Source organism: Streptomyces sp. NPDC001902, assembly GCF_042891295.1.
GTDB lineage: Bacteria > Actinomycetota > Actinomycetes > Streptomycetales > Streptomycetaceae > Actinacidiphila.
In genome coordinates this window covers 64,410-88,988 of the sequence record NZ_JBIATA010000014.1, presented here as the reverse complement: position 1 = coordinate 88,988, position 24,579 = coordinate 64,410, and the positions used below count along the sequence as shown (strand labels likewise).

Sequence of the window (24,579 nt, the reverse complement as noted above, 5' to 3'; positions counted from 1 at the left end):
CTCAGGGGCGGTGCGCAGGGACGTTGTCGTGGACCCGCTTGGGGTCGGTGACCGCGACCGGCTCCAGGATCTCCTCGATCCGCGCCATCAGGTCCTTCTCCAGGACGACGCCCGCCGCCTTGGCGTTCTCCGCGACCTGCTCGGGACGGGACGCGCCGACGATGGCCGCCGAGACGTTGGAGTTCTGCAGCACCCACGCCACCGCGAGCTGGGCCAGCGACAGGCCGGCCTCGGCGGCGAGCGGCTGGAGCCGCTGGACGGCGTCGAGCACCTCGTCGCTCATCCACCGCGAGATCATGCCGGCGCCGCCCTTGTCGTCGGTGGCCCGCGAGCCCGCCGGGGGCTCCTGCCCCCGCCGGTACTTGCCGGTCAGCACACCCTGCGCGATCGGCGAGAAGACCACCTGGCCCATGCCCAGTTCCTCGCAGGTCGGGACGACCTCGCCCTCGATGACCCGCCACAGGGCGTTGTACTGCGGCTGGTTCGACACCAGCGGGACGTGCAGTTCCCGCGCCATCGCGTGGGCGCGACGGATCTGCTCCGCCGGCCACTCCGAGACGCCGATGTACAGGGCCTTGCCCGAGCGCACGACGTCGGCGAACGCCTCCATCGTCTCCTCGAGCGGGGTGTCCACGTCGTAGCGGTGCGCCTGGTAGAGGTCCACGTAGTCGGTCTGCAGGCGGCGCAGCGAGCCGGCGATCGACTCCATGATGTGCTTGCGCGACAGCCCGCGGTCGTTGCGGCCCGGCCCGGTCGGCCAGTACACCTTGGTGAAGATCTCGATGCCCTCGCGGCGCTCGCCCTTCAGCGCCTCGCCGAGGACGGACTCGGCGCGCGTCCCCGCGTAGACGTCGGCGGTGTCGAAGCTGGTGATGCCGACCTCCAGCGCCGCGCGCACGCACGCCGTGGCGGCGTCCGCCTCCACCTGCGAGCCGTGGGTGAGCCAGTTGCCGTACGCGATCTCGCTGATGACCAGGCCGCTACGGCCGAGATGGCGGTATTCCATGGGAGCGAAGCCTCCGTTGGCGTGTCCGTGGGTGCCGGCCGGCCGGGTGCTGGCGCACCGGGGCCCGCCGGGGGCGCGGCGCCCGGTCGGGCGTCGGCCGCAGAAAAGATGGCAGGGGCAAATACATCTGATCATTACATGCCTCCGTACCGGCGCGGGGGCCGGTCCCCCGGTCGCCCGCGCCGGCCGGATCCCGGTCGCCGGCCGCCCCGGCCGTGACCGGCCTCAGCGGAAGTCCGGGGTCCACAGGCGCACCGTGGCGAAGGCGGCGCCGGGGCGGGTCCGTGCGTACGCGGGGGTCCCGTCGGCGTCGAGGAACTCGACCGTCGGCCCGCCCCGGCCCCGGGGCCCGGTCGCCTGCGACCTGGCCCGGATGCGCGTTCCCGTCGGCTGGTTGGTGTAGGCGCTCACCCCGCTCGCCCCGTCCACCTGCCGGTACCTGAGGGACGCGACGTCCAGCCGGTACACCCCATAGGTGTCGGTGAACCACAGCGACCCCGGGTCGCCGTACACCGGCTGCAGATCACGGCCCTCGCCCTCGAAGCCCACGGCGCTGTGCTCCGTCAGCGTCGTCGCCGCGCCCCGGCCCGACAGCGCGTAGCGCACCAGCCGCTCGGCGCCGATCGCCCACAGCGCCCCGTGCTCCGGGTCGTACAGCACACCGCGCGCCCTCGGCAGCGGCACGGTGCGGAACGGCGCGGTCTGCTCGGTGTCCGCGTACAGCCGCAGCCGGCCGGGCGCCACGGAGGCCACCACGATCACCCCGCCCGGGATGCGCTCGATGGCGTGCGGGCTGTCGGCCGGGGTCACCGTCTGCCACACGATGGCCCCGGTGTCCTCGCGCACCATCGCCGCCCGGCCGCCGGACGCGGCCACGAGCACGACCCGCCCGTACGCCTGCGTCCTGCGCAGCCGCACGTCCGACAGGTGCTGCCAGCTCGTGCCGGCCCCGCCCGGCGCGCTCCAGCGCCAGGTCACGGCCCCGGGCCGCGACCAGTCCCGGGCGTCGGGGTCGAAGACCAGGACGCCGTTGCAGGACTGGTCGGCGGTGGCGATGGGATGGCTCTTCCGCGCGGCGTGCCGCGTCATGTCGTGCCCCCGTATGTCGTTGACGTGCCAACGAATATTCGGAGGATAGCGACGCCGGGTGCTGCCACGATGGGCCGCGTGACCGTACCGCGACCGAACGTCCACGCTTCGCCCGTATGGGAGATCGCCCCGCTCCCCGTTGACGACCCCGTGTCGAGGGACCTGCTGTGGCGGTACTACGACGACATCGTCAGCCGCTACTACGGCAGGCCGATGACCCCGCGGGAGATCGACGACCTGCTCACCGAGCACACCAGTGACGACCTCGCCGGTCCCCACGGGCACTTCCTCGTCGGCCGCCGCGACGGCGAGCCGGCCGGCTGCGCGGGCGTCCGCCTCCTGGCCCCCGGCGTCGCCGAGCTGCGCCGCGTGTGGGTCGTCCCCGGCGCCCGCCGCACCGGCGGCGCCGCACTGCTGGTCACCGCCGCCGAACGCGCGGCCCGCGAACGACTGGGCGCCGCCGTGATCCGCCTCGACACCCGGGCCGACCTGGTCGAGGCACGGGCCCTGTACGCGAAACTGGGCTACCACGAGGTCCCCGACTACAACGGCGAACGCTACGCCGACCACTGGTTCGAGAAGCGTCTGGGCCCGGACTCCGGCGCGGCATAGGCCCAGGCTCGTGGCCGGGCGGCCGGGCTCCGCAATAATGCAGCGGTAGTCCAGCCAGAAAGCAGGTCGCACATCGTGACGACAACGGTCTCGGTCGAGCGCAGGATCGCCGAGGAACTCGGCGTACGGGAAGGTCAGGTCAGATCGGCGGTCGAGCTGCTCGACGGCGGCGCGACCGTGCCGTTCGTGGCCCGGTACCGCAAGGAGGCGACGGACGGCCTCGACGACGCCCAGCTGCGGACGCTGGAGGAGCGCCTGCGCTACCTGCGCGAAATGGACGAGCGGCGGGCCGCCATCCTGGAGTCCATCGAGTCCCAGGGCAAGCTCGACGACGCCCTGAAGGCGCAGATCCTCGCCGCGGACTCCAAGGCGCGCCTCGAGGACATCTACCTGCCCTACAAGCCCAAGCGGCGCACCAAGGCGCAGATCGCCCGCGAGGCCGGCCTGGAGCCGCTCGCCGACCGCCTCCTCGGCGACCCGTCCCTGGAACCGCAGGCCGAGGCCGCCGGGTTCGTCGACGCCGACAAGGGCGTCGCCGACGCCGCGGCGGCGCTGGAGGGCGCCCGCGCCATCCTCACCGAGCGGTGGTCCGAGGACGCCGACCTCGTCGGGGGACTGCGCACCCGGATGTGGGAGCGGGGCCGGCTCGTCGCCAAGGTGCGCGAGGGCAAGGAGGAGGCGGGCGCGAAGTTCGCGGACTACTTCGACTTCGCCGAGCCGTTCACCAAGCTCCCCTCGCACCGTGTGCTCGCCATGCTGCGCGGCGAGAAGGAGGAGGTCCTCGACCTCACCATGGAGCCCGAGGAGCCGGTCGCGGAGGGCCCCTCCAGCTTCGAGCGCACGATCGCCCACCACTTCGGCGTGGCCGACCGCGGCCGCCCCGCCGACAAGTGGCTCGCCGACAGCGTCCGCTGGGCCTGGCGCACCCGCTTCCTGGTCCGGCTCGGCCTCGACCTGCGCGTCCAGCTGCGCCAGGACGCCGAGGACGAGGCGGTCCGGGTCTTCGCCGCCAACCTGCGCGACCTGCTGCTCGCCGCCCCCGCCGGCACGCGCGCCACCATGGGCCTGGACCCGGGCTTCCGCACCGGCGTCAAGGTGGCCGTGGTCGACGCGACGGGCAAGGTCGTCGCCACCGACACGATCTACCCGCACGTGCCGCGCAACCAGTGGGACGCCTCCATCGCGACGCTCGCCCGACTCGCCGCCGCCCACGAGGTCGACCTGGTCGCCATCGGCAACGGAACCGCCTCCCGCGAGACCGACAAGCTCGCCGCGGACCTCATCAAGCGGCACCCGGAACTGAAGCTGACCAAGGCCGTGGTGTCCGAGGCGGGCGCCTCGGTCTACTCCGCCTCCGCCTACGCCTCCGCCGAGCTCCCCGAGCTCGACGTGTCGCTGCGCGGCGCCGTCTCCATCGCCCGCCGCCTCCAGGACCCGCTCGCCGAACTCGTCAAGATCGACCCCAAGTCGATCGGCGTCGGCCAGTACCAGCACGACCTGTCCGAGGTGAAGCTCTCGCGCTCCCTCGACGCGGTCGTCGAGGACTGCGTGAACGGCGTCGGCGTCGACGTCAACACCGCCTCCGTGCCGCTGTTGCGCCGCGTCTCCGGCATCACCGAGGGCCTGGCCGCCAACATCGTCGCCCACCGCGACGCCAACGGCCCGTTCCGCAGGCGCACCGCCCTGAAGGACGTGGCCCGCCTCGGCCCCAAGGCGTACGAGCAGTGCGCCGGGTTCCTGCGGATCCCCGACGGCGACGACCCCCTGGACGCCTCCAGCGTGCACCCCGAGTCCTACCCCGTCGTACGGCGCATGAGCACGGCGGCGGGCACCGACATCAGGGCGCTCATCGGCAACACCACGGTGCTGCGCGGGCTGGCGCCGCGGGAGTTCGTCGACGACACCTTCGGTCTGCCGACGGTCACCGACATCCTCTCCGAACTGGAGAAGCCCGGACGTGACCCGCGGCCCGCCTTCAAGACCGCCGCCTTCAAGGAGGGCGTCGAGGAGCTCAAGGACCTCAGGCCCGGCATGCTCCTGGAGGGCGTCGTCACCAATGTCGCGGCCTTCGGCGCCTTCGTGGACGTCGGCGTCCACCAGGACGGGCTCGTGCACGTCTCGGCGATGTCCAGGAACTTCGTCAGCGACCCGCGCGAGGTGGTCAAGCCCGGCGACATCGTCCGCGTCAAGGTGCTCGACGTCGACATCCCGCGCAAGCGCATCTCCCTCACCCTCCGTCTGGAGGACGAGGCGAGCGCGCCCAAGGGCAACGCCGGCGGCGGACGTCCCGAGCGCGGCGGCCGCCCCGACCGGCCCGACCGCCGCGGCGGCAACCCGCCCCGCCAGTCCCGCGGCGGCGACCGCGACCGCGACCGCCCGGCCCCCGGCGGCGCGATGGCCGACGCCCTGCGCCGCGCCGGGCTCGACAAGGGTCTCGGCGGGGGCAACAACGGCCGCCGCGGCTGATCCCACCGTGAGGCACTGAGGCCCTGAGGCGCGCTCCCCGAGGACCGGGGGAGCGCGCTTCGGCGTGTTCTCAGCGGCAGACCGTCCCCGTCGGCGGGAGCACGCCGCTCAGCAGGTAGCGGTCGACCGCGGCGTCGACGCACGCGCTTCCGGGCTGCAGGTAGGCGGTGTGCCCGTTGCCGTCCCAGGTCAGCAGCCGGGCCGAAGGGAGCTGCCGGGTGAGTGCCCGCGCCCAGGCGTACGGGGTGGCCGGGTCGCGCAGGGTGCCGACGACCAGGATCGGCGCCGTGGGAGGGACCGTGACGGCCTGCGCGGGCCGGGCCGGGCCGACGGGCCAGTGGGCGCAGGTGCTGAGCAGCCCGGTGTAGTACGCCCCGAACTGGGGCGAGGCACGGAGGAAGGCGGGGAGCAGCGCCTCGGCCTGCGCGGGGGTGAACACGGGCCCGAGCGCCGCGCTCAGACAGCTGACGGCCGTGAACCCCACGTCGGCGACGGCCTCCTCCTCCGGGGCGGAGAGCCTTTGGAGCGCGGCGGTGCCACCGGTGGCGGACACCACCTCGCCCAGGGCCAGGCGCAGTTCCTCCCACGCGGGCTGCTTGAGCCCCGACACGACGGTGACGAGCAGGTCGTCCCCCGTGACGGTGACGTCCTTGCCCTCCTGCCGCGGGCTCCGGTCGAGGCGGGCGACCAGGGCGTCCAGGACGCGGCCCGCCTCCTCGACGGAGTGGCCGACCGGGCAGTCGGGTCGGCGCGCGCAGTCGGCGGCGAAGGCCTCCCAGGCCACCTGGTAGCCGTGTGCGGGATCCAGGAAGCGGTGGTAGCCGTCGACCGTGGGGTCCACGGCGCCGTCGAGGACCATGCGGCCCACCCGGGAGGGGAAGAGCCCGGCGTAGACGGTGCCCAGGTAGGTGCCGTAGGAGAAGCCGAAGAAGTGCAGGTGGTCGTCCCCGACGAGGGCGCGCACCAGGTCCATGTCGCGGGCCACGTCCGGGGTGCCGATGTGCGGCAGCAGCCACCCGGCGTGCCGCCGGCACGCGTCGGCGGTCTTCTCACGGGCCTCGTCCAGGGCCTCGAAGTCCGGCTTCCCGGCGGTGAGCGGGCGGGCTTCGGCGAGGTTCGCCGCAACCTCGGTGCCGCAGTCCACCGGGGTGCTGGCGCCGACGCCACGCGGGTCGACGGCGACCAGGTCGTAGGCGGCGCGTACCGAGGGCGGGAACTCCTCGGCGAGATCCTGCAGGCCGCCGATGGCGGAGTCACCGGGCCCGCCGGGGTTGTACAGCAGCGAGCCGATGCGGTGCCCCCCGCTCCCCGTGGACGTCAGGCGGGTGGCGGCCAGGGTGATGTCGCCCGCTTCGGGGTGTGCGTAGTCCAGCGGCGCCTTGAGGGTCGTGCACTGGAAGGACGGCGCGTCCTCGCACGGTCTCCAGGCGAGCCGCTGCGCGTAGTAGCGGGTCAGCCGCGGCGGCACGGCCTCGGTGTGCACGGATCCGGCCGGTGCCAGGCGGGTCACGGGTGACGCCCCGCCGCGGAGGGAGGAACACGCGGTCGCCAGGAGGGCGCACGCGCCCAGCACCGCGACCGCGCGGCGTCGTCCCCTCCTGCGTGCGTGGCCGGTGTGCCGGACAGCGTCCATCGCTCAGCCTTTCTGGTGCCCTGGTGGTGTGGCGTCCTGCTGCCCGTCAGCCGCAGACGGTGCCGTCGGGTGGGAGCCGGCCGTGCAGGAAGTAGCCGTCGACGGCCGTGTCGACGCAGGCGCTGCCTTGCTGGTAGGCGGTGTGCCCGTCGCCGTCCCAGGTGAGCAGCCGCCCGGAGGAGAGCTGGGCGGCCAGTGCCCGGGCCTGCTCGTAGGGGGTGGCGGGGTCGCGGGTGGTGCCGACGACGAGGATCGGCGGGGCGCCGCGGGCGCTGATCCGGTGCGGGACCTGCGTGGGCCGCGTCGGCCAGTCGGCGCACATGGGGAGGAACCCGGCGTAGTACGCGCCGAACTGGGGGGCCGCGCGGCGGAACTCGGGCACGGCCGCGAGCATCTGCGCCGCGGTCGACCGCGGTCCCAGCGCGGAGCTCAGGCAGTTGATCGCGGCGAGGGACTGCTCACCCGGCCCTCCGTCGTCCTCCGTGCCGGGCAGCGGTCGCCAGGCGGCGGCGTCGCCCGCCGCCACCTCGCGGAGCAGGTTGCGCAGTGCGCCCCAGGCCGGAGCCGCGAGTGCCGAGGTGACCGCGGTGAGCAGATCGTCGCCGGTGGGGGAGACGCCGTGGCCGTCCGCACTTCCGGAGGCCTCGTCGAGTCCCGCGACCAGGCCGTCGAGGATGCGGCCCGCGTCCTTGACCGAGTGGCCGACCGGGCAACCGGGGCGGGTGACGCAGTCGGCGGCGAAGGCCTCCCAGGCCACCTGGTAACCGCGTGCCATGCCGAGGGTGGCGCGGTAGGCGCCCATGTCCGGGTCGATGGCGCCGTCGAGGACCATGCGGCCGACGCGGGAGGGGAAGAGCTCCGCATAGGTGGCCCCCAGGTAACTGCCGTAGGAGTAGCCGAGGAAGCCCAGCCGGTCGTCGCCGAGCAGGGCCCGTACGACGTCCATGTCCCGTGCGGCGTCGGGGGTGCCGACATGGGGCAGGAGCCGGCCCGCGCGACGTGCGCACGCGTCGGCGACCAGGGCGAGGCCCGGCTCGGGGTCCCCGGCGGCGGCCCCGGGGACCGATGGGCCCGTCCCGCAGTCGACCGGGGCGCTGCGGCCCACGCCCCGTGGGTCGACGCCGACCAGGTCGTACGCGGCGCGCATCGCGGGGGAGAAGCCGTCGGCGAAGGACAGCACATCGTCGACCGCCGACACGCCGGGCCCGCCGGGGTTGAGCAGCAGCGAGCCGATGCGGGCCGCGCGCGGGCCGGTGGTCCTGTGACGGACGACCGCCAGCCGGATGTCGCCCGCCTGCGGGTGGGCGTAGTCCAGGGGCACCGTCACCGTGGTGCACTGGAACGACGCCCCTTCCCGGCAGGGCTGCCAGTCGAGCCTCTGCCGGTAGTAGCGCGACACGTCCGGCGGCGCGGACGAGGCCGCGGACGAGGCCGCCGACGCCGCCGTCGAGGCTGCCGAGGCGACCGGAGTGGCCGGGGCGGCCGCGGACGCGGCCGCGGACCGCTTCACGCCCGCCGTCCGGTGCGGGCGCTGGGGCGAACAGGCGGCCAGCACCAGGCAGGCGCTCAGCAGCCCGCCCGCGATGCGCCTGCCCCGGCGGGACAGGGGACGTGCGGCCTGCACGGCGGCTACCGCCCGTCAGACGCAGACCGTGCCGGTGGACGGGAGCTGACCTTTCGTCAGGTAGCTGTCGACGGCGCTCTCGACGCAGGTGCTGCCCTGGTGGTAGGCGGTGTGCCCGTCGCCGTCCCAGGTCAGGAGCCGTCCGGAGGAGAGCTCCCGGGCGAGCGCCTGTGCCCACGGGTACGGGGTGGCCGGGTCGCGGAGGGTGCCCACGACCAGGATCGGTGCGGCGCCGGCCGCGGTGATCCGGTGCGCCGGCTGGTCAGGGCGGACGGGCCAATGGGTGCACATCGGCAGGGTCCCGGCGTAGTACTCGGCGAACTGCGGTGCTTCGCGGCGGAATTCGGGCAGCGCCGCCTGCGCCTGCGCGACGGTCGACCACGTGCCCAGGGTGGAGCTCAGGCACGACACCGCGTAGTACGACTGGTCGCCCGGATCGGTTTCCTCGTCCACGCCGAGGAGCGCCTGTACGGCCGTGGTGTCGCCGGCCCGCACCCCCTCCAGCGCGGCGCGCAGCGCCTCCCAGGCCGGGGCCCGCAGCCCGAGGACGACCGCGCTGAGGAGGGAGTCCCCCGTGACGGTGATGTCCTTGCCCTGCCGGAGGGGGGTGCGGTTCAGCGTGGCCACCAGGGTGTCGAGGATGCGGCCGGCCTCCTGGACCGAGCGGCCCACGGGGCAGTCGGGCCGGGTGGCGCACTCCGCGGCGAAGGACTTCCAGGCGACCTCGTACCCCCGGGCCTGGCCGATGGTGAAGTCGTACCCGTCGAGGGCGGGGTCGACGGCGCCGTCGAGGACCATGCGGCCGACGTGGGAGGGGAAGAGCCCGGCGTAGGTGGCGCCCAGGTAGGTGCCGTACGAGAAGCCCAGGTAATGGAGCTGCCGGTCGCCCAGCACGGCGCGTACGACGTCCATGTCGCGGGCGGCGTCCTCGGTGCCCACGTGCGGAAGCAACCGCCCCGCGTGCCGGCCGCATTCGGCCGCGACCTGCGCGTAGCCCGCGGCCGAGGCGTCGATGTCCGCCCTGCGCGCGCCGGGGTCCGGGGCGGCCGCGGGGGTGTCCGTGGCGCAGTCCACCAGGGTGCTGGCGCCGACACCGCGCGGGTCGACCGCCACCAGGTCGTACGCGGCGCGCACCGCGGGGGAGAAGGAGTCCACGTTGCCGAGCAGGTAGGCGATCGCGGACGAGCCCGGTCCGCCGGGGTTCATCTGCAGCGAGCCGACGCGTGCGGCGCCGTTCCCGGTGGCCCTCTGGCGTATCGCGGCCAGGGTGATGTCGCCTCCCTCGGGGTGGTCGTAGTCCAGCGGCACCGTGATGGTGGCGCACTGGAACGACGGCACCGCGGCGCAGGCCTTCCAGCCCGGTTTCTGCCCGTAGTAGCGGGCCAGGTCCGCCGGTGCGGCGGTGGCGGCGCCCCCGGCGGGTGCCCAGGCCGGCGTCTGCCGGAGGTCGCCCGCCGCGCACGCGGTGAGCAGCAGCCCGCAGCTGCCGAGCACGGCGATGAAGCCGTGGAGCCTGCGTCGGGGTGCGTTCATGGCCACGCCTTTCTGTGCGCCGCGCGGAGCGCGGGGCGGGTGGTCGCGTCAGCGGCAGATCGCGCCGGTGGGCGGGAGCAGACCGCGCAACAGGTAGTCGTCGACGGCCGTGTCGACGCAGCGGCTGCCGCGCTGGTAGGCGGTGTGCCCGTCGCCGTCCCAGGTCAGGAGCCGCCCGGAGGAGAGCTGGGCGGCCAGTGCCCGGGCCTGGTCGTAGGGGGTGGCGGGGTCGCGGGTGGTGCCGATCACGAGGATCGGCCCGGCGCCCCGGGCGCTGACGCGCCGCGGGAGCTGCGTGGGCCGCGTCGGCCAGTGGGCGCACGTCGACAGGTCCTCGTTGTAGAACGCCCCGAACTGGGGCGAGGCCCGCAGGAATTCGGGCAGCGCCGCGAGCGTCTGGGCGGGGGTCGACCGCGATTCGAGCGCGGAGCTCAGGCAGTTGACCGCCGTCATGGACTCGTCACCGGACGCGGTGTCGTCTTCGGAGCCCACGAGCTCCCGCAGCACGGTGGTGTCACCCGAGGTCACCCCGTCCAGCACCGCGCGCAGCGTCTCCCAGTCGGGCGCGCGCAATGCGGTGACGACCGTGCCGAGCAGGGTCTCGCCGTCGAGGTGGCCCTCCTTGCCCTGCCGCACCGGGGCGCGGTCGAGGGCGGCCACGAGGGAGTCCAGCGTGTGGCCCGCCTCCTTGACGGAGTGGCCGACCGGGCAGTGCCTGCGGCGGGCGCAGTCGGCGGCGAAGGACTCCCAGGCGATCTGGTACCCGCGGGCCTGGTTGAGGTAGGCGTGGTAGCCGTCCATGGCCGGGTCGACCGCGCCGTCCAGGACGACCCGGCCGACGCGGGAGGGGAAGAGCTCGGCGTAGGTGGCGCCCAGGTAGGTGCCGTACGAGAAGCCGAGGAAGTGCAGGCGGTCCTCGCCCAGCGCGGCGCGTACGACGTCCATGTCCCGGGCCGCGTCGAGGGTGCCGACGTGCGGCAGCAGCCGCCCGGCGTGCCGCGCGCAGTCCGCGGCGACCTTGGCGTGGTAGGCGGCCCACGTGTTGATGACCGTGGCCTCGTCCGAAGGGAGCGCCCCCCGCGTCCCGGCGCCCGGGGGAGCGGCGGAGCCGCAGTCCACCGGCGAGCTGTGGCCGACGCCGCGCGGGTCGACCGCGACCAGGTCGTACGAGGCTCGCAGGGCGGGGGAGTACCTGTCGGCGTAGGCCCGCAGGTCGTCGATGGCGGACAGACCGGGGCCGCCGGGGTTGATCTGGAGTGCGCCGATGCGGGCGGCGCCGTGGCCGCGGGCCTGCCTGCGGATCGCGGCCAGGGAGAGGTCACCCGCTCCCGGGTGCGCGTAGTCCCGCGGCACCTTGAGCCTCGTGCACTGGAACGACCGGTCCCGGCAGGGCAACCAGCGCAGCTCCTGCGTGTAGTAGCGCCGCAGGTCCACGCGGATCGCGTCGTCCGCCGCGCTCGCGGAGGCCCCGGCGGGAGTGGGCGCGGCGGTCCTGTGCGTGTGCGTCGCGGCGGTGCAGGTGGCGAGCAGCAGCCCGAAGGCGACCAGTACGGCGAGTGCGCAGAGCAGTCCGCGCCCGGGTATTCGGCCGGTGGCCGGGACAGCTTTCATCGCCACGCCTTCGTTTCCGCCCGTTGCGAGACGCGGGGCTGGTCGGCATCGGTGAGCGGCCGCGGGGGCGGGCCCGGCGCCGCGTCCCGGCAGGGAGCGGCCACGCCGTCCCCCCACCCTTCGCTGCGTAACCAGGTCATCACAGATCGTGCACCGGGGATCGCCGGGCTGGGCCGAACGCGTGAACCCGCCGTGCCACCCCCGTGCCGGTGCGCGCCACAAGTACCCGTACGCCCCCACAAGTTGACCGGTATCGCTCTGGCCCCCCGGACCGGGCCGCGGCTAGCGTCCGCGGGTGCCCTCACCCATGCGCACCACCCGCCCCCGTACCGACCGCATCCGCATACGGACGACCTCCCTGGTGGCGACCGTGATCGCCGCCCTCGCCGCCGTCCTCCTCCCCGTGACCACCGTGCAGGCCACCTCCCCCGGCGGGACCGTCCGGCACGGACTGAGCCGGCCGGACTACTCGTACGCCGACGCGATCCGCGAGGCGGTCTGGGTCGAGACGGGCCGCGACGACGACGGCGACGGCCGCACCGACCGGGTCGCCGCCGACATCGTGCGGCCCCGCGAGTCCGCGGCCGCCGGCCGCAAGGTGCCGGTGATCATGGACGCGAGTCCCTACTACTCGTGCTGCGGACGCGGCAACGAGAGCCAGTTGAAGACCTACGACGACCAGGGCCGCATGGTCCAGGCCCCGTTGTACTACGACAACTACTTCGTCCCCCGCGGCTACGCCGTCGTCCTGGTCGACCTGGCGGGCACCAACCGCTCCGACGGCTGCGTGGACGTCGGCGGCCCCTCCGACATCGGCTCGGCCAAGGCGGTGATCGACTGGCTGAACGGCCGGGCCGAGGGCTACACCTCCCGTACCGGCTCCCGGCCCGCGAGCGCCCGCTGGTCCACCGGCGACGTCGGCATGATCGGCAAGAGCTGGGACGGGACGATCGCCAACGGCGTCGCCGCGACCGGGGTGCGCGGCCTGCGCACGATCGTGCCGATCAGCGCCATCAGCTCCTGGTACGACTACTACTTCCAGCAGGGCGCCGCCCTCTACGACTCCGGCCCCGACTGGCTGTCGGACTACGTCGAGAGCCCGGCCGCCCGCGCCCGCTGCGCCGCGGTGCAGCAGCGCATCGTGGACGGAGCCCCGCGCAGCGGCGACCGGACCGGGTTCTGGAATGAACGCGACTACACCAAGGACGCCGGCAAGGTCCGCGCCAGCGTCTTCGCCGTCCACGGCATGCAGGACCTCAACGTCCGCACCAAGCACTTCGGCCAGTGGTGGAGTGCGCTGGCCGCGCACGGCGTGGAGCGCAAGGTGTGGCTGTCGCAGACCGGCCACGTCGACCCCTTCGACTTCCGGCGCGAGGCATGGGTGTCCACCCTGCACCGCTGGTTCGACCACTACCTGCTGGGCGTCCGCAACGGCGTGGAGCGCGAGCCCGGCGCCGACGTCGAACGCTCCCCCGACCACTGGACGACCGACCGCTCCTGGCCCCCCGCCGGCACCGGACCCGCCCGGCTGAGCCTGCGGCCCGGCACCACCCCGGGCCTGGGCACCCTCGGGCCCGTCCCGGCCGTGCCCGGCAGCACGGCGGCCTTCACCGACGCGCCGCAGGAGTGGGAGGAGGACTGGGCCGCCGGCGCGGACACCCCGAGCGCCTCCAGGGCCGTCTTCACCACCGGCACCCTCACCCGCGACCTGCGGCTGTCCGGCAGCGGCACGGTCACCCTCACCGCGTCCTCCTCGACCACCAGCGCCCACCTGTCCGCGGTCCTGGTCGACCTCGGGCCGGACACCGTCCGGGACTTCCTGGGCGCCAAGGAGGGCATCGCCGACCTGGCCACGCGCTCGTGCTGGGGCGAGAGCACGGCGGGCGACAGCGCCTGCTTCCGCGACACCGCGGCCGACACCGCCGACGTCGCCCACACCGTGGTGAGCCGCGGCTGGGCCGACCTCGGGCACACCGCGTCCGCATGGCACGGGCGTCCGCTCGTCCCGGGCCGCGCCTACACGGCCACCGTCACCCTGGGCGCCACCGACCACGTCGTGCCCGCCGGGCACCGGCTCGCGCTGATCGTCGCGGGCACCGACGCGGGACTGGTCGAGCCCCCCGACACCACCCCCACCGTCACCCTCGACCTGGCCCGCTCGCATGCCCTGCTGCCGCTCGTCGGCGGAGCGCGCGGCCTCGCCGCCACGACCCCGCACGCCTCCGTCGCGCAGCGCGCCGCGGACGTCCCGGCCGCCCCGCCCCGCACCGCCCGCACGGTCCCCGCGGGCCGCTGACCCCGGGCCCTGCCCGTCCGCCCTCACGCATGACGAGGGCGGGCGGGTAGTGTCAGCGGGTCAGCGATAGTTGTACAAGGAAGCAACAGCACCCGTGGACAGCACCAAGAAGACCGCCGACGACGCCCCGGCGGACGATCCCACCGCGGACCGCGGCGCGGAGCCCGGCATACCCGGCAGCCGCACCCGCTGGCGTCGCTGGCTCATGGACACCCGCCCCCTGCGCCACCCCGCCTACCGCCGCCTGTGGAGCTCCACCACCGTGACCGCCGTGGGCAGCCAGCTCACCGCGGTCGCCGTGCCCAAGCAGATCTACGACATCACCGGCTCGTCCGCGTGGGTCGGCTACGCGAGCATCGCCGGGCTGGTCCCGCTGGTGGTCTTCGCCCTGTGGGGCGGGGCCGTCGCCGACAGCGTGGACCGCCGCAAGCTGATGCTGTACACCAACATCGGCATCGCCGTCACCTCCCTGCTGTTCTGGGTGCAGGCCTTCGCGGGCGCCCACTCCGTCTGGCTGCTCATGGTGCTGCTCGCCGCGCAGCAGGCGGCGGCCGGCATGAACGCCCCCGCCCGCAGCGCCGCCATCGCCCGCCTGGTCCCGCCGGCGGAACTGCCCGCGGCCATGGCGCTCGGCTCCACGGTCATGCAGACCGGGCTGGTCGTCGGCCCGCTGCTCGCGGGTGTGCTCATCCCCGTCATCGGCCTGCCCGACCTCTACCTGATCGACGCGATCGCCCTCACCGCGACCGTGTGGGCGGTGTGGCGGCTGCCCGCGCTCCCGCCGCTGGAGGCCAACGGCGCCCCCGTCGCCCGGCGCGGCGGCTGGCGCGAGGTCGGCGCCGGCTTCCGCTACATCACGGCCCAGCGCATCCTGCTGATGTCCTTCCTCGCCGACATCGTCGCCATGGTCTTCGGCATGCCGCGCGCCCTGTTCCCCCAGCTCGCCGACACCACCTACGCCCCCTGGGGCGAGGGCTTCGCGCTCGGCCTGCTGTTCGCCGCCATCCCCATCGGCGCGGTCGCCGGCGGTTTGTTCTCGGGCACCTTCTCCCGCTCCAAGCGGCACGGTCTGATGGTCGTGATCGCCGTCTGCGGCTGGGGCGCCGCGATCGCCGGACTCGGACTGAGCAGCAGCCTGTGGTGGGCGGCGGCCTTCCTGGCGCTGGCCGGATTCGCCGACATGGTCTCGATGGTGTTCCGCAGCGCGATCCTGCAGTCGGTCGCGACGGACGACATGCGCGGCCGCATGCAAGGCGTGTTCACGGTCGTCGTCGCGGGCGGTCCCCGGGTGGCCGACCTCCTGCACGGCACGGGCGGCTCCGCGTTCGGGACGCGTACCGCGGTCACCGCGGGCGGTGTGCTCGTCGTGGTCGTCATGCTCGGCCTGGCGGCGGCGTTCCCCGCCTTCACCCGCTACCGGGGTGCCTGAGCCGTTGGGGTGCCGAGCGCCCCGGGGCCCGCTGTGGCGGATTCCGGCGGCGACCCGGCCGCCGCCCCGTCCCGGTCGGGCACACGGGGGGCGGGGGCACGTCCGCGAGGTTCCGGGCGGCGCGCCGGGCCTGATCGTACCGGTTTGATACGCCGCCAAGTCGTCCGGGGTGCCCCGTGTCGCCCCGTACGCGCGGTGCGTGGTTGCGGTTGGGGGTTTCCCCACCGCCCGCCCTCCCCCAGCCTTCGGCCGGGGAGACCCCATGGGCGCACCCCGCCACACCCCCTCCCGTTGTGGGGGCGCATGACGGCCGGTGGCGGCGAGTAAGGCACCTTCGGCAACCCTGGACCGCTCTCCGACCCCCCACCGGCCGTTAGTCGCCCCAACCGGCAGGAGGGGGTGTGGCGGGGTGCCCCCGCAGGCGACGAGTGGGGTACGCGGCGCCCAATTACGTAGGGCAGCGCCGCGAGCGCCGAGGTGGGGGTCCCCCCGGCCGAAGGCTGGGGGCGTACCCCGGCGCGGCACCTACCCCACACGTACGCAGCGAGGCGGTCACTGACCGTGCCGGGCAATCGGGAGGGCGGGCGGGTGGACGCCCGCCGCAGGCGCGAACGACCGGCACACAACCACCGGGCAGCCCGGCGCAGCCGCCCGCAGGCGCAACGCACCCGCACACAACACCCGGGCCGCGCGGAGCGCGGATTGCGCCGGCCGGGTGAACGCGTGCGTCGATCGGCCTAGTGAGCTACGGGGTCCGGGTGCCCGCCCGGTTAAGAGTGGGGGGTACGCATCCGGAGGAGCAGCGCATGCCGCATGCCGCAGCGGGACCTCCCCGTCGAGCCCCCGCAGGGCCCGCAGCGGGACCTCCCCGTCGGCCCCCCGCAGGGCCCGCAGGGGCCGCGGTCGGGCTTTTCGCGGCACTGGTGTGTCTGCTCCACGCGTTGTGCGCGCCGGGGGCCGCGGCACTGCAGCCGCCGGAGCGGACGGCGGCCGTCGCCGCCGCCACGGACGAACCCGGCAAGCAGATGCACCACCCCCCGGCGAGCGTCGGGCGGCGCACCGTCCCGCAGGCGGGCCCCCAGCAGCGTGCCGGGACCGTCCAGGGGCACGCCGCCGACATCGTCCACGACACCTGCCCCCCGGATCCCGTGGGCGCCGCGCTCCGCGGTCCCGCCCGGCACGTCGCCCCCGCGGGCAGACCCGACCACCTGCACCTCGTCCTGCGCTGCTGACGGCGCCCGGCCGTCGCCGCCCGCGCGGCGGCCCGCAGCCATGCCCGTCAGCAGGACGACAACCGCAGGAGGAGCCCCACCATGCCCGTGGACATCTACGCAGCCCTGGGCGCGATCGTGCGCGCCGAGGCGGTCCGCGACCGCGAGCGGCCGGTCGCCGCCGACCGGCCGGAGACCGCCCCCGAGCGGACGACGGCGCCGGACGCGGCCCCGCAGGAACCGAGGGAACTGACCGAACGCCACCACGAGTGACGCCCCGGCGGTCGCGCCCTGCCCGGTGCCGGGCAGGGCGCGCCGTACGGGGGAACCGCGGCGCGTGATGCCGCGTTTACCCCAGTGAGTGCGGCACGCGCCGCAGACGGAGGCGGGAAGATGTCCAATCGCGCGAAGGTCGCCGTCGGCGGCGTGGCTGTCGGCCTGATCCTGCTGTGGGTCCTGCCGACCTGGCTGGCCCTGCTGGTCATCGTGGGCGTCCCCGTGGCCGCCTACCTCGCCCTGGACCCCTCCCAGCGGCGCAGGCTGCGCCGGAGCGGCAGGCGCCAGATCGGCAGGTGACGGGGCGCGGGGCGCGGTCGCGCCTCAGGTGACGGAGCCCGCGGCGGCGCCGGTCCTGAGGTCGGGGCCCCAGCGGTCCAGCGCCGCCTCCAGGTCGAGCGGGCGCGGGCCGCTGGGTTCCTGCTGCGTGGGCCAGTCCTCACGGGGGACGCGCCACATGACCTCGAACTCGTTCCCGTCGGGGTCCTTGGCGTACAGCGACTTCGACACGAGGTGGTCGCTGGAGCCGACCAGGGCGCCCCGCTCGGTGAGCAGTCGCGCGGTGTCGGCCAGTTCGCGGAGCGTGCCGACCTCCCAGGCCAGGTGGTACAGCCCGACGCGGCCCTGCTCGGGGCCGGGCGCGTCCGGGCCGATGGCGAAGAGCCCGAGGTCGTGGTCGTTGAGCGTGTCCTCGGCGCTGAGGAAGGCGGCGCGGCCGGGGATCTCCACGTCGACCTCGAAGCCGAAGACGGCGGTGTAGAACTCGACGGACCGCGTGACGTCACGGATGTAGAGCACGGCGTGGTTCAGACGGCGAACAGGCATGGCCCCAGGTTACGCGGCCATCATTGAAAGTTCAATGAATGCCTTCGTTAGAATGATCGCGCGATCGACCGACCGACCGAGGGGGAGCAGGGTGAGCATGACCGCGACCGTCACCGCCGTCAGCCGCGACGAGGGACACCACTTCAGCAAGCCCACCCATGACAGGATCCGGCTGCTGACCGGGCTCGGCGTGGAGGGCGACGCCCACCTCGGGGTGACGGTGCAGCACCGGTCGCGGGTGGCCCAGGACCCGACACAGCCCAATCTGCGCCAGGTCCACCTCATCCACGGCGAGCTCCACGACGAGCTGCTCACGGCCGGCTTCGAGGTCGCCCCGGGCGAGCTCGGCGAGAACGTCACCACGCGTGGCCTCGACCTGCTGGGCCTGCCCGTCGGGACGCGGCTGCGGCTCGGCGCGGAGGCCGTCGTCGAGGTGACCGGTCTGCGCAACCCCTGCCTGCAGATCGACGGCTTCCGGCAGGGCCTGCTCAAGCAGGTCGTCGGCCGGGACGAGCATGGCGCCGTCGTCCGCAAGGGCGGGATCATGGGCGTGGTGCTGCACGGCGGAGAGGTGCGGCCCGGCGACCCGATCTCCGTCGAGCTCCCCGAGGGGCCGCACCGTCCGCTCGAGCGGGTCTGACCTCAGGACAGCGCGCAGGAGTTGACCACGTCCCCGCTCGCCGGCCGGGGCACCGTGCGGTCCGCGGGCGGTGTCCTGCCCCGCTCCACCCACGACGTCAGCGCGTCGAACGCGGCCCGGTAGCAGGGCAGGATCGGGCGCAGCCGGTCCGGATACGTGTCGTACAGGCCGTCGACGTGGTTGCCGCCCTCGATCGTGTAGTAGCGGTGCAGCGCGCCCCGGCCCGCGGAGTCGATCATGCGCGCGTAGACGTCCGAGTCGGTCGCGATCGGCAGCAGCGTGTCCAGGGTGCCGTGCAGGGTGATCATCGGCTTGCCGATGCGCCCGGTGAGCGCCACCCGGCCGACGGCCCGGTGCACGGCGGCCGGGCGCGCCGCGTAGTCGTAGTCGGCGTCCGAGGCGCAGGGCGCCAGGATCTCCGGCACGGTCGCACCCGCGCTCGCGCCCGGGCAGGCGGGGTCGTAGGAGGGGTCGAACTCGGCGCGGTACACCTTCTGGGTCAGGCCCCAGTAGGCCTGCTGGTGGTAGGCCCACAGGAACTGCGAGCCGGGCGCGAACCCGGCCGCCAGCAGGTCTGCGTCGGTGGCCCGGCCCTGGGCGCGGGCCACCGTGACCGGGAGCGACGTCAGCAGGTTGGGGCCGTCGGCCGTCCAGAGCGTGCCCTCCCAGTCCACGCCGCCGTCGTAGAGCGCCGGGTGGTGCTCCAGCTGCCAGCGGGTGAGGTAGCCCCCGTTGGAGATGCCGGTCATGTACGTACGGTGCGGCGCGCGGCCGTAGCGGGAGGCCACCGCCGCCTTCGCGGCCACCGTGAGCTGGGTCGTGCGCCGGTTCCACTCGGCCATCGCGTCACCCGGGCGGCGGCCGTCGGTGTAGAAGTCCGGCCCGCTGTTGCCCTTGTCGGTGGAGGCGAAGGCGTAGCCCTGGGCGATCGCCCAGTCGGAGATCAGGACGTCGAGCGAGTACTGCTTGCGGGTGCCGGGCGCGCCGGTGACGATCAGGCCGCCGTTCCAGCGGTCCGGCAGCCGCAGCACGAACTGGGCGTCGTGCTGCCAGCCGTGCGTGGTGTTGAAGCCCGAGGTGTCGGGGAAGTAGCCGTCGACTTGTACGCCCGGCACGCCGGACGGGCGGGTGGTGCCGGCCGCCGCCAGGCCCGCCTGGTCGGCGGTGTCGGTGTACGCGGTGCCCGCCAGCGCGGTGGTCGTCATGTCGGGCAGGCAGGCCTTCTGCTGGTGCTCGGCGCCGGGCACGGTGACCCGGGCCAGCCGGGCGCAGTGCCCTGCCGTACCCGCGGCCGCCTCCGCACCGGCGGGGACCGCGGCGGCGCCGAGCGCGAACACGGCGGCGGCGAGCAGGGGGACGCCTCTCCAGGGGCGCATGGGGAGCCTCCATTTGCACGTCGGGGATGGCTGCCGCCACATCGTGGCCGCCCGCACCCGGCGCGACCATGGGGTCGTCCCACGCCCGTACCGCCCGGCTCATGGGGCCGCGTGACATGCGTCACCGCCCGGGACGACGCTGCGCAGTACCCTTGGCCCATGCTCTTGCTCGTGCGCCGCCGTCATGTGGACTTCGTCCGCGTCACGAGCATGTCCTGTCGCCGCAGCGGCTGACCCCACCCCGCCCCTTTCCTCCCACTCGGCCCCGCGACGCCGCCCCACCAGGGCCCGTCGCGCAGCGCCCGGTCATCGCCGGCGTGCCGGGTCCTCACCCTGCGGACACCACACCATGACGCTCCAGCTTCCCGTGATCGACCTCTCCGCCGCGGACCGCGGCCCCCAGGCGCGCGCCCGGCTCCACCGCGAACTGCACTCCGCCGCCCACGAGGTCGGCTTCTTCCAGCTCACCGGCCACGGCGTGACCGCCGAGGAGACCGCCGCCCTGATGCGGGCGATCCGCGCGTTCTTCACCCTGCCCGAGGCCGACCGGCTCGCCATCGGCAACCTGAACTCCCCGCACTTCCGCGGCTACACCCGCACCGGCGACGAGCGCACCGGCGGCAGCCAGGACTGGCGCGACCAGCTCGACATCGGCGCCGAGCGCCCGCAGCACGTCCCGGCCGCCGGCGAGCCCCCGTACTGGTGGCTGGAGGGCCCCAACCAGTGGCCCGCCGACCTGCCCGAGCTCCGCGAACTCTCCCTGGCCTGGATCGACCGGCTCAGCCGCGTCGCCCACCGGCTGCTGCACGAACTGCTCGCCGCCATCGGCGCCCCCGAGGACTTCTACGACGAGGCCTTCGCCGACGAGCCGCACCTGCACCTGAAGCTGGTGCGCTACCCCGGCACCGCCCCCACCGGCGGCGACCAGGGCGTCGGCGCGCACAAGGACTACGGCTTCCTCACCCTGCTGCTCCAGGACGAGGTCGGCGGCCTGCAGGTGGAACGCTCCGACGGCCGCTTCCACGACGTGCCGCCGCTGCCCGGCGCCTTCGTCGTCAACCTGGGCGAGCTGCTCGAGGTCGCCACCGACGGCTACCTCAAGGCCACCAACCACCGCGTGGTCAGCCCGGCCGGCGCCCGCGAGCGCTACTCCGTGCCCTTCTTCTACAACCCCCGCCTCGACGCGCGCGTGGCCCCGCTGCCGTTCGAGCACGCCCACCGCGCGCCCGGCGCCACCCGGGACCCGGCCAACCCGCTCTTCTCCGAGTACGGCCGCAACGAGCTCAAGGGCTGGCTCCGCGCCCACCCCGAGGTCGCCCGCAAGCACCATCCGGAGCTCGTCGCGGCGGCGGCCGTGCCCACCGGCTGAGACGCGCGGCCCGCGCCGCCCGCGGTTACCGTGCCTGCATGGACACGGCTCCGGCCGAGGACGGCACACTGCGGATCGGCGCACCGCCACGCTGGCTGCGCGTGCTCCCGGTCGCCCTGCTCGGCGCGCTGATCCTGGCCCAGGGGGTCACCCCCGGCGACGTCGAGCTCGGCGCCTACTACGCGGCGGTGGCCCCGCTCGCCGCGCTCACCTACGGGGTGGCGGGCACCGCGGTCCTGGCCGCGGCCGTCGTGGTCGTCATGGAACTCCCCGTGGTGGGCTCGGGGACGATCGTCGGCGCCGAACTGGGTGCCGTCGTTCTCATCGGCGCCCTCAGCGTGGTCATCGCCGCGGTGCAGCAGCGGTTCCGGGGCCGCCTGGTGCTGGCCCGGTCGGTGGCCGAGGCGGCGCAGCTCGCCGTCCTCGCCCCGGTGCCCGGCACCGTGGGGGAGGTGCGCTGCGCCGCCCTGTACCGGGCCGCGCAGCGCGGCACCCTGGTGGGCGGCGACCTGTACGACGTGCGGACCGGGCCCTACGGTGTACGGGCGCTGGTCGCCGACGTCCAAGGGCACGGCCTCGCCGCGGTCGGCACGGTCGCGGGGCTGCTCGGCGCCTTCCGCGAGGCCGTGCTCGACCAGCGGGAGCTGCGCGGTGTGGCGGGGCGCCTGGAACGGCGGCTCTCCCTGGACGCCGCCGGGAACCGCGAGTTGTTCGCCACCGCCCTGCTGCTGGAGTTCCCCGACGACGGGTCATGGGTACGGGTGGTCTGCCAGGGGCATCCGCCCGCACTGCTGCTGCGCGGCCGCGAGGTGCGGGAGCTGGAGTGCGATCCCGGTCCCCCGCTCGGGGCCGGACCGCCAGGACAGGCACCGGCCCCGACGTCGGTGGTGACCCTGCAGCCGGGGGACGTGATCCTCGCGTACACCGACGGCGTCACCGAGGCGCGCGACGCCTCGGGCACCTTCTACCCGCTCGCCGAACGCCTCGCCGCCCGGCTGGCGGAGGGCGCCGGCCTCTCCCCGGAGGCGGTCGTCGACGCGGTCTGGGAGGACCTGCACCGGTACGCGGGCGCGGTGGGCGACGACGTCGCCCTGCTGGCCCTGGCGCCCCGCTGACGCGGGCGGAGCGTCAGCCCTTGCCCTTCGCGGCGCGCAGCGGGGGGCGGCCCTGCAGCCGGGCGGCCTCGGTGCGGATCTCCGGGAGCTTGGCGTACAGCTCCTTGCCGGGACAGTCGGTCATGTAGGCGTCGCGGTGGCCCGCGATGACGTGGAAGACCGCCTGCTTGCCCTTCTTGAAGCGGCTCTTGCTGCTGCTGGACACCAGGGTGACCTCGCCCCGGGGATCGATGTCGGACAGCCCGAGCTTCCAGGCGGCGATCCGGGCGATCGCCTCGGTCATCGCCTGCGGCACGCTGCCCTTGGCGTCGTAGGTGCCGATCGCGGCGATGCCCATGGTGTCCTTGTTGAAGCCGATCGAGTGGGCCCCCGTGACGGGGCGGTCGGAGCCGCCGGCGCGCCCCTCGTAGATCGTGCCGCACTTGTCGACGAAGAAGTTGTAGGCGACGTCGTCCCAGTGGCGGCTCTGGATGTGGCCGGAGTAGATGTCGCGGATGATCCGGGGTACGTCCGCGCACTTGTAGTCGTTGCCGCTGTCGGTGTGGTGCAGGAACACCGCCTTGACCGTGGTGCTGTAGTGCGGGGGCTCGGTGCGCAGCGACTCGTCGGCCCCCCAGCTCTTGCGCGGGACGATGGCGGGCTCGTGGGCCGGGTAGAGCGGGACGCGTTGCAGCCTGGCCCGGGCGGCCAGGTCGGGGAAGGGCATGAGCTGCGGGCTCGGCGCCGGGCGGGCGTGGACCGAGGGAGGGTCGGTGTGGATGATCGCGCTGTGCACCCCGAGGGCGGCCACGGCGACGACACCGGCCGTCCCCGCGGCGGTCGCCCAGACACGTGCCGCACGCCGCGGACGTCCGGCCGCGCGGCGGCGCGCGTGCTTGGCCGCACGGTGTGAACCCATGAGATGAACATCAGCTCATATGACCGGATCGCGTGGAGAGGACACGCCGGGCGGCCCGGGGACCTCACCCGGATGCCCTCCCCACCTCGGCCGGCCCGCTGCCGCGGGTACCGCCCGCGGCGCGGGTACGGTGCGCGGGTACGGTGCGCTACCTCAGGTACGGCCCGTCCGAGCCGACCTTGCCCGGTGCGGCGTTGGCCCCGCCCAGGTCGAGGACGTACACGCGCAGGTTGCCCTTGCCGGGCGCGTCGACCGACAGGCTCCCGCCGCTCACGGTCCTCAGCGCGCCGGTCACCGCGTCCTTGTACGTGCCGTTGGGGATCCCGGTGAACGTGGCGCCGCCGCTCACGGTGACCAGGGCGAAGCTGTCCACCCCTCCGGCCGCGTCGGTGTAGCGGCGCTTGAAGGCCATCTCGCCGCTGACCCCGGCGGTGGAGTACTGGCCCGTCTGCAGTGCCGGCACCGCCCGCCGGATCTGGTTCAGCCGCTGCACGTGCCTGACCAGCGGCTGCGAGAGCGTGGTGGCCACCTGCCCGGACGCGGAGCTCACCGTGCCGAAGCCGGACGCGGTGACGTCGCCCTCCAGGTGCGCCCCGTAGTAGGCGCGGCCCGTGGACGCCAGGGGGCAGGTGGGGCCGCAGTCGATCTGTTTGCCCTTCTGGAACTCGATCTCCGATCCGTAGTAGAGCGTCGGGATGCCGCGGAAGGTCCACATCAGCGACATGTTCTCGGCCCACGCGTCGGTGCCCTCGGCGTAGCGGAAGGACGACTTGTTGGGGCCGTAGTCGTGGCTGTCGACGTAGACGACGTTGTAGGTCGCGTCATTGGTGCTGTCGTCGGAGTCCTTGCCGTTGTTGAAGGCGTTCGACGCGGAGCCGAAGTTCATGTGCATCCGCATGTCGATGACGTTCATCCCGGAGAACCGGCTGCGGTCCGGGGTGTGGTAGCCGTTGCCGTCCAGGAGGGCGTTCGTGGACGTCGGCTGGCCGCCCGTGCCCAGCTGCTCCTCGTAGGTGTACTGCTCCAGCGCGGCGGTGGTGTCGTCGTCGCTGTAGGTCCTGCGCTCCTTCCACGTGTAGAACTGCGCGGAGTGGTTGACCGAGCCGCGGTTCCACTTGTCGTTGACGAAGGCGGCGACCTCGCCGAAGACGAAGAAGTCCCTCGCCTTGTCCGCGCCGAACTTCGCCGTCACCTCGTCGTATATGGCGGGGAGGAAACGGCGGTTCCAGGTGACGCGGGGGCTGTGCACGGCGGTGTCGATGCGGAAGCCGTCCACGCCCATGTCGATGTACTTGTCGTAGGCGCCGATCAGGTAGTTCTGCACCTGCGCGTTCTCGGTGTTGAGGTCCGCCAGGTCCTCGTGGAGCCAGCAGGAGCGGGAGTCCTCGCCCTCCCAGTTGCCGATCCAGCACTGGTGGTAGTACCTGGAGGGGAACATGCCGGAGGTCGGGCTCGGCCACTGACAGTTGTAGAGGGTGTAGCCCTCGGCGCTCCTCCCGCCCGTGGGGACGCCCCAGTTGACGCAGGTGTTGCCGGTGGGCTCGGCGTGCCGAGCCGGTAGTTGCCGCCG

Annotated in this window: 19 protein-coding genes and 1 pseudogene; 10 read left to right on the top strand and 10 right to left on the bottom strand. The window is 74.2% G+C overall.

The window, feature by feature from the left end; genetic code table 11:
- Position 1 precedes the first annotated feature (1 nt).
- Together ACFYYN_RS23025 and ACFYYN_RS23020 are read right to left on the bottom strand one after the other, a co-directional pair.
- Positions 2-1,006, bottom strand: a complete 1,005-nt coding sequence (locus ACFYYN_RS23025; RefSeq protein WP_500547330.1) for an aldo/keto reductase family protein — start codon at positions 1,004-1,006, stop codon at positions 2-4.
- A 225-nt stretch (positions 1,007-1,231) separates the two neighbouring features.
- Positions 1,232-2,095 (bottom strand): DUF6528 family protein, encoded by an 864-nt coding sequence (locus ACFYYN_RS23020; RefSeq protein WP_500547329.1) that lies wholly within the window; start codon positions 2,093-2,095, stop codon positions 1,232-1,234.
- Positions 2,096-2,164: 69 nt separating this feature from the next.
- Here ACFYYN_RS23020 and ACFYYN_RS23015 point away from each other — a divergent pair, with 69 nt between their 5' ends.
- Together ACFYYN_RS23015 and ACFYYN_RS23010 are read left to right on the top strand one after the other, a co-directional pair.
- Positions 2,165-2,707: a GNAT family N-acetyltransferase gene (locus ACFYYN_RS23015; protein WP_500323206.1), complete on the top strand. Its 543-nt coding sequence runs from the start codon at positions 2,165-2,167 to the stop codon at positions 2,705-2,707.
- Positions 2,708-2,782: 75 nt separating this feature from the next.
- Positions 2,783-5,173, top strand: a complete 2,391-nt coding sequence (locus ACFYYN_RS23010) for a Tex family protein (protein ID WP_500323207.1) — start codon at positions 2,783-2,785, stop codon at positions 5,171-5,173.
- Between the two features lie 70 nt (positions 5,174-5,243).
- Here ACFYYN_RS23010 and ACFYYN_RS23005 read toward each other — a convergent pair whose 3' ends face one another.
- The 4 genes from ACFYYN_RS23005 to ACFYYN_RS22990 all read right to left on the bottom strand — a co-directional run bounded on the left by ACFYYN_RS23005 (position 5,244) and on the right by ACFYYN_RS22990 (position 11,574).
- The gene (locus ACFYYN_RS23005; protein WP_500547328.1) at positions 5,244-6,683 is read right to left on the bottom strand and encodes an alpha/beta hydrolase; all 1,440 of its coding nucleotides are present in this window, start codon (positions 6,681-6,683) and stop codon (positions 5,244-5,246) included.
- A gap of 169 nt (positions 6,684-6,852) precedes the next feature.
- Complete coding sequence (locus tag ACFYYN_RS23000) at positions 6,853-8,430, bottom strand: alpha/beta hydrolase (RefSeq protein WP_500547326.1); 1,578 nt, start codon at positions 8,428-8,430, stop codon at positions 6,853-6,855.
- A gap of 15 nt (positions 8,431-8,445) precedes the next feature.
- The gene (locus tag ACFYYN_RS22995) at positions 8,446-9,963 is read right to left on the bottom strand and encodes an alpha/beta hydrolase (RefSeq protein WP_500547325.1); all 1,518 of its coding nucleotides are present in this window, start codon (positions 9,961-9,963) and stop codon (positions 8,446-8,448) included.
- Between the two features lie 48 nt (positions 9,964-10,011).
- Positions 10,012-11,574, bottom strand: coding sequence for an alpha/beta hydrolase (locus ACFYYN_RS22990; protein WP_500547324.1), 1,563 nt, complete (start codon positions 11,572-11,574; stop codon positions 10,012-10,014).
- 307 nt (positions 11,575-11,881) lie between these two features.
- Here ACFYYN_RS22990 and ACFYYN_RS22985 point away from each other — a divergent pair, with 307 nt between their 5' ends.
- The 5 genes from ACFYYN_RS22985 to ACFYYN_RS22965 all read left to right on the top strand — a co-directional run bounded on the left by ACFYYN_RS22985 (position 11,882) and on the right by ACFYYN_RS22965 (position 17,086).
- Entirely contained in the window at positions 11,882-13,870 is a 1,989-nt protein-coding gene (locus ACFYYN_RS22985; RefSeq protein WP_500547420.1) for a Xaa-Pro dipeptidyl-peptidase, read from the top strand.
- Positions 13,871-13,964: 94 nt separating this feature from the next.
- A complete protein-coding gene (locus ACFYYN_RS22980) occupies positions 13,965-15,299 on the top strand; it encodes an MFS transporter (protein ID WP_500323216.1) in 1,335 nt (444 codons plus the stop codon).
- Positions 15,300-16,222: 923 nt separating this feature from the next.
- Positions 16,223-16,531, top strand: coding sequence for a hypothetical protein (locus ACFYYN_RS22975; RefSeq protein WP_500547323.1), 309 nt, complete (start codon positions 16,223-16,225; stop codon positions 16,529-16,531).
- 81 nt (positions 16,532-16,612) lie between these two features.
- A complete protein-coding gene (locus ACFYYN_RS22970; protein WP_499515428.1) occupies positions 16,613-16,783 on the top strand; it encodes a hypothetical protein in 171 nt (56 codons plus the stop codon).
- Positions 16,784-16,903: 120 nt separating this feature from the next.
- Positions 16,904-17,086 (top strand): tail-anchor membrane protein, encoded by a 183-nt coding sequence (locus ACFYYN_RS22965; RefSeq protein WP_500547322.1) that lies wholly within the window; start codon positions 16,904-16,906, stop codon positions 17,084-17,086.
- Positions 17,087-17,110: 24 nt separating this feature from the next.
- Here ACFYYN_RS22965 and ACFYYN_RS22960 read toward each other — a convergent pair whose 3' ends face one another.
- On the bottom strand, positions 17,111-17,611 hold the full coding sequence (locus ACFYYN_RS22960; protein ID WP_500323221.1) for a VOC family protein: 501 nt from the start codon (positions 17,609-17,611) through the stop codon (positions 17,111-17,113).
- Positions 17,612-17,708: 97 nt separating this feature from the next.
- Here ACFYYN_RS22960 and ACFYYN_RS22955 point away from each other — a divergent pair, with 97 nt between their 5' ends.
- Entirely contained in the window at positions 17,709-18,251 is a 543-nt protein-coding gene (locus ACFYYN_RS22955) for an MOSC domain-containing protein (protein WP_500323223.1), read from the top strand.
- 2 nt (positions 18,252-18,253) lie between these two features.
- Here ACFYYN_RS22955 and ACFYYN_RS22950 read toward each other — a convergent pair whose 3' ends face one another.
- Positions 18,254-19,627: a tannase/feruloyl esterase family alpha/beta hydrolase gene (locus tag ACFYYN_RS22950; RefSeq protein WP_500547321.1), complete on the bottom strand. Its 1,374-nt coding sequence runs from the start codon at positions 19,625-19,627 to the stop codon at positions 18,254-18,256.
- Between the two features lie 349 nt (positions 19,628-19,976).
- On the opposite strand from ACFYYN_RS22950, the gene ACFYYN_RS22945 reads away from it, so the two are divergent.
- Together ACFYYN_RS22945 and ACFYYN_RS22940 are read left to right on the top strand one after the other, a co-directional pair.
- Positions 19,977-20,996, top strand: coding sequence for an isopenicillin N synthase family dioxygenase (locus ACFYYN_RS22945; protein WP_500547320.1), 1,020 nt, complete (start codon positions 19,977-19,979; stop codon positions 20,994-20,996).
- Between the two features lie 38 nt (positions 20,997-21,034).
- Complete coding sequence (locus ACFYYN_RS22940) at positions 21,035-22,111, top strand: PP2C family protein-serine/threonine phosphatase (protein WP_500547319.1); 1,077 nt, start codon at positions 21,035-21,037, stop codon at positions 22,109-22,111.
- Positions 22,112-22,124: 13 nt separating this feature from the next.
- Here the strand turns inward: ACFYYN_RS22940 and ACFYYN_RS22935 are convergent, their stop codons facing one another.
- Positions 22,125-23,009, bottom strand: a complete 885-nt coding sequence (locus tag ACFYYN_RS22935) for a peptidoglycan recognition protein family protein (RefSeq protein ID WP_500547318.1) — start codon at positions 23,007-23,009, stop codon at positions 22,125-22,127.
- 148 nt (positions 23,010-23,157) lie between these two features.
- Positions 23,158-24,555: pseudogene (locus tag ACFYYN_RS22930) on the bottom strand (alpha-amylase family glycosyl hydrolase); the annotation flags it as partial.
- Positions 24,556-24,579: the final 24 nt, after the last annotated feature.